This is a genomic window from Bacteroides sp., assembly GCF_028690125.1.
Taxonomy (GTDB): domain Bacteria; phylum Bacteroidota; class Bacteroidia; order Bacteroidales; family Bacteroidaceae; genus Bacteroides.
In genome coordinates this window covers 1-6,079 of record NZ_JAQVBV010000091.1, presented here as the reverse complement: position 1 = coordinate 6,079, position 6,079 = coordinate 1, and the positions used below count along the sequence as shown (strand labels likewise).

Below are 6,079 nucleotides of genomic sequence, written 5' to 3'. Positions count from 1 at the left end.
TACCTCATTTCAGCCATATTCCAAAAGCGTAAACCGTCCATTGATTGTATCAGTTTGCTGTTTATACCCTGTTTTCGCAAGAGGGCCATAAGAATAACGGCCTCTTCGTTTGTTTGGGTGAGTACACACGAAGTGCCTTTGTCTCTATGTTGAAGCAAGTTCTCAACGAGCGGCTGATACATATACTTTGATTGATGGCGTGTCACTTCCACCCAACCTTCTTCTTTTCTCATGGAGATGATTGGTGTACTTTTTATCCTGTTGTCAATGGTTCTCAAGAATCCGTTGGCAAAATCCACCGGATGGCGTGCACTGCGGTAATTCTCAGTCATCTCAACAAATGTGCTTCCGCTTTCTTGTGCCAGCCGGTACATATAGCTTGAATCAGAACCGCGGAATTCATAGATGTTTTGGTCATCGTCTCCCACTGCTATCACACGCATTTCCTCGTTGTTGGTCATCAGAGCCATTACAAGCGCATGTTCTTCAGCTCCCATGTCCTGAGCTTCGTCTATGACCAGTACCGTCTTGCCGATTTTGTTTGGTTCTACTTCTCCTTGGCTGATCATCTCAGCTGCCTTTGCAACGACATTTTTTGCATCTTCAAGATTTCCTATCCGTCCCAGAAGATCGAAGCAATAGGAGTGGAATGTTTTTATTTCGACAAAATGGGCAGCGTTACCTATCAACTCCATGAGTCTCTGCTTGAATTCCGTTGCGGCTGCCCTTGAGAATGTCAGCATTAGGAGTTGTTCGTGTTTCACGTCCTCAAGTAGCATAAGTGAGGCTAGTTTGTGGACTAATACTCGTGTTTTTCCACTACCTGGACCAGCTCCAACCACAATGCAACGTGAATCCTTATCGGAAATAATTTCCATCTGCCGTTTGGATAATTGCCCAAACAATTGCTTGTATTTCTGTGGTGTCAAGTTGCGTTGTATCTCGCTTACTCTGTCTCCTTTGAAATACTTTGTGACAAACTTTCTGTAGTCCATCTGGAAATAGTCTTGAACATATTGCAAGGCCGCATGGTAATCCCTCACCATCAGATTGGCATATTCGCCTACAATATGCACTTGCTGGATTTTCAGCTTGTAGAATTCGTTGAGTATCTGATAGTCATCTTGCTTGTATCTCGACTTGTTGTCCTTTATTCTTTGTATATTCATGGCATTGTAAAGCACCAAGAAGCCGCCTTCAAGTTTTAATGCACCGATTTTCGACAAGTACAGAAGCGCTTCTTCCACGTCTTCCAACTGAATGTCGTTAAGTCCGCTGAAAAGGGATTGAGAACTTGATTTTATTCGGTTCAGAAGTTCTACCACGGAGAATTGGATGACTTTGTTGGGTGCATTTTCCTTTTCTGCATCTGAAGCTAATTTGTATAGCCATTCCACGGCAAAACGACTTATTTCCAATCGTTTCTCGAAACGCCTGATGGTCGATTCCAAGTCTGCCTGACGACTTATCTCCATATTACGAACCGCATCTTCTTTCTTGCGCGTATAGCCCTTGACGGTGAGGAAATAGAGCAGCGTCCGGATGTCTTTTTCTTTGGATGTATTGATTCCGTTATTCACGGCATTTTCATTCAGTTGCTTGCATGATATTCGTAAAGAACCCTCGGGAATATGGTTGAGGATGTATTGTTCTAGTTTTGCAAAGCGTTCGAGGAGCATTTGCGACTTTCGTTCCGAATCACCTGCATCCAGCAAATAGGCAGATATATCTTTGCTGTCTGCCAATATGCCTTCCTGACGCATGCGTTCCACTACGGATATTACTTCTCTTTTGCTTAGCCCCAAGATGTCTGCCAGATAGTCGATCCGTGATTCCGCTTCCGAATCTTGAGCCTTGGCGATGTGCTTTTGAGATATCAATGACTTGATGATTCGGACAGCCTTTTCTATTTCGTCGCTGTCAAAAAGCAATGATGCTGATATGCGTTTTCTTGCTTCGTCCATGTTCTTCACTGTGATTCCCGTGGCATATACATGAGGCACATTGTTTCCTCTTACTAGATATCCGCTTTGTTCCAAAGCTGCTAATGCCGTTCGTACACGGGTTTCAATGTCAGATACCGAATCGTCCCATCCTGCTTGCCGGGCAATTTCCAATGCAGAACAGTTGACTTTCATACGCTGTCTGGTAAGGTCTTTGATGACTTTCCATACCTGTTGTATTTCACTGATACTTAGTTTTATTTGGTTTAGTAATATAAAATGCTTGTCCAAATCATTGTCACTATAAAGCACATAACAACGTGCACTGAGACCGGGATCACGACCGGCCCTGCCTGCTTCTTGAACATAATTCTCCAGCGAATCGGAAATATCATAATGTACCACAAGACCGACATCTTTCTTATCAACTCCCATACCAAATGCGGACGTAGCCACAATGATGTGTACCTGATCGTTCATGAAGGCATCCTGGTTGGCAATTTTTTCATCAGCTTCCATCTTGCCATTGAAAGGGAGTGCCTTGTAACCGTCGCGAGTTAATTTGGCAGCTAGTTCCTTTGTTCGTTTGGTACGTGATACATAAACAATTGTCGGGCAATCGGATTCCGCTACAAGTTCTCTTAACTTTAAATATTTGTCGTTGTCACTCTCTACATGTATGACGGAATAGTGCAGATTTGTTCTTGAGGCCGTTGATGCAAATAACTCCAAGTCCAAATTCAAGGTTTGCTTGAAATAGTCGCAGATGTCTTGTATCACTTTCTGTTTTGCCGTAGCCGTAAAACAGGATACAGGTATCGGATTCTTGCATTTTTTTTTATGCTGGTATTGCTGGATGAATTTACCAATGTAGAGATAGTCAACCCTGAAATCCTGCCCCCATGAAGAAAAGCAATGTGCCTCGTCTATCACAAACCTTACAACGTGGCGCGCTATCAATATTTTCTCAATCGTTTTTGAGCGAAGCATTTCGGGAGATATATACAACAGTGAGGCTTCTCCGTCTTGTACTCTTTGTATGGACAGTGCTCTTGTGATGGGGTCTAACATTCCATTTATGGTTACGGCATCTGTGATACCTCTGTCGGCAAGGTTATCTACCTGGTCTTTCATTAGAGACTGCAAAGGGGAGATGATGACCGTAAGCCCGTGCACAGAGCGTCCTGCCATGAGCGCCGGTAATTGAAAGGTAAGTGATTTGCCGCCACCGGTAGGAAATATCGCCAGCAACGATTTGCCTTTCACCGCAGCTTGGGCTGCTCGTTCTTGCAGTGGTTCGCCTTCGTATGTTCGGAAGCGTTCATATCCGAAAAATGTTTTTAGGTTGTGGAGTACATCCAATTGCGTATTGCAGTAGTCACAACCTTCCCGGCAAATGTTATGGCGCAGGAGTTTTACAATAAATTCCACTTCCGGATAATTGTAAAGTACCCATCCGGGAGTGATGGAATGATAATCGGTGGTATCAATCAGAGACAATGCGTATGCCAATCCACATGGATATTGTTCGATGAGCATGTCGAGGTCGGCATGTTGGCAAATCTTTCCTTCATAAAGTTTTTTTATAAGTTCAGGTATTCCTTCATGGATATACTTCGCATTTACCATACTAAGAAATCCCTCAAATTCCTTCTTGTCCTTCAGCAAAGATGCGAATAGTATACGCTTTTCCTCCGGCAATGAATTCCAGCGTGCTATTTCGTCCAGTAATAAGTCTTTTGCTTTCTTGCAATCGTTCACCGGATTATTCATCTGTTCGCTAATCAGTTTGTCATCTTTCACAAGCCTATGGTAAGGGCGTTCCGGGAACAATAAAGGCGAGACATAAAGTGTATCAACTAAAATCCAGCGGCATATTTTGTCCGTGAACAGATATTTGGCATCATGATGAATGATATTGTGGCCGCAGATGTAGTCTATGTTGTTTAAGAAAATAAATAGTTCTTCTTTTGAAGTTTTATGGAATGTCGTGTCATCATGTTTGAGTGCTCCTATATCATGGATTTTATGATCTTTCAAGCCAACTTCAACATCTACTATGGCATAATTTGGGGCACTACATGGTACAGAGGTAGTTTTATTACCGATGATATTGTTTCTATCCTCGGTTTTCTTAATTCCTATGAGCTTGCTCCATATTGACATATATTCAATATAATAAATAGTTCTATAACTTGAATTAGTTATGTATCTGCATCGTTTTCTTATTGTTGTTTGGGTATAACACCCCAATGTCATTTACAAAGGTAAGGATAAAACCGAAAAATCAGTTAAAATTACCATTTTCTTTTGATTTTTATGCGTTTACATCACGTTGTTTATGAATACGTACTTTTGTGGGGAAGAGCTGTCGTTGCTTATGGACACTTATTTTCGTGTTGCGTTATATTTGCAACACGTGTACGTAACTCGCTGATAGAGATATTGTGTTAATTTTGAGGAAGTAAATTGATGACATCTACAAGCCATTTCTCTCTTTCGTCAAGTCAAATCTCTGTTCGAAAAATAAAAATTGTAACTCTAAAATCTATCGTTTACATTTGTAACTGCATAATTAGTTTTATAAGAATATAGGAGATATGATATTGAATATAATGTCGTATAACTTAAATTCGGTAGAAGTATAAGCAATACAGTTCTTTTATGAAAACGAATGAATATGATAAGAAAGACCATACTCGGTCTATTGAATCAGCATCAATGGGTGGTCCCTTAAATTTTGTAAATAATAGAGGGGAAGATCTAATTAGAGCAAAATTAATTAATGGCGTGCAAAATAATTGTTTTCAAGTAAAACAATTAAGTAAGATAACGAAAGACTCGCAAAATGGCATAGATGATTATTCTAACTTATGTGATAAAATAGTGAATATAAAAAATAAAATTTCTTTTTGTCACTTTTTGTTGTCAAATGACACTGCATATTCATTAGAGGATGGACAAAAAGATAATTTTAAATTAAAACCTCTCTCAGGACAAGAGAATAATATAATAAATATTTATGAAAATTTGACTCCGGAAGCAAAAGGAAGAAGTAATTATTGGATTGGGTGGCCTCCATATTGCACTGGAGATTTGCCTTCAATGACGGCTGCTATTCTTATGGGATTTCCTCATGGGATTAGAATCCATAAATCGGGTAATGCTAATCTTGATGATAAAATCGCAGAATTAAATTCTTATCTTGGTGGTGAGATTGATACTTACGATAATAATAAATATCTTATAACTGATAAAGGAATTAAAGGAATTATTTCAGAGCATACCCTAGGAACTGAAAATTTGAAATTTTCTTGGTTAACACGTGTCGTTGCTACAGGAAAATACCAAGATGAAAATAGCAAAAAGTTATCGGAAACTATTCCTAATGAAGACTTCAATAAGGGATATAATGCTAAAGCCAGAGAAATAATTAGGAATACTTGGTTAGGGGATGATGTTGAAAGCTATGATTCGAAAATCGAAACTTTTCTTGATGAAAAATATAATATTAAAGCAGAAGATATTAAGGGGAAAAAAGTCGTTTTTATTTGGATTAGAAAATCTGGAGAAAGAGGGGGAGCTCACTATGAAAACGATACGAGCTTTAATGAAGTCGAGAATTATATTAATATGAATTCAGATAAAATATCTTATTTTTTCTTAGTCGGAGATGAGAAAGGGGGAAAAGCAAAAAAGATAGCTGATAAATCAGTGAAAGTCTACAACCTTACTGAATTTTGGAAAAAGGGTAAAGGGATTGAAGATTGGGGAGGGAATACTCGGACTGGGCAGTTTAGATTATATGATTATATAAATCGAATAGCTAAAGTTACTCATATTGGTTCTATGAGTGGCGGTCTTGAAGCTCTTGCTTTATTAGGACACAAAGTAAAATTTAAAGCCAAAAAAGGTGAAATTGGTGTTAAGAGAATGGAACAATATGCCAATAAAGATTCACGAGAGCTTTCATTATATGAATATGTTAAATATTTGTTCGGATCGAGAGATAAACGATTGGTGTCTGAAAAGGATAAAGTAAAATTAGAGAATAAGATAAAAACAATAAATGCTAATAAGATTGATTATCTGAGGATTGATTTTTTTAACGATGATAATAAAAAACGGGGATTTGA

2 protein-coding genes are annotated in these 6,079 nt (G+C 38.9%); one reads left to right on the top strand and one right to left on the bottom strand.

Translation table 11 applies throughout. The annotated features are described in order from the left end of the window. Positions 1 to 4,109: RecQ family ATP-dependent DNA helicase (locus PHO71_RS24955; protein WP_300208885.1), on the bottom strand; the 4,109-nt coding region annotated here is incomplete at its 3' end. Positions 4,110 to 4,607: 498 nt separating this feature from the next. On the opposite strand from PHO71_RS24955, the gene PHO71_RS24950 reads away from it, so the two are divergent. Then, on the top strand, positions 4,608 to 6,079 hold a 1,472-nt coding region (locus PHO71_RS24950; RefSeq protein ID WP_300208883.1), incomplete at its 3' end, for a hypothetical protein.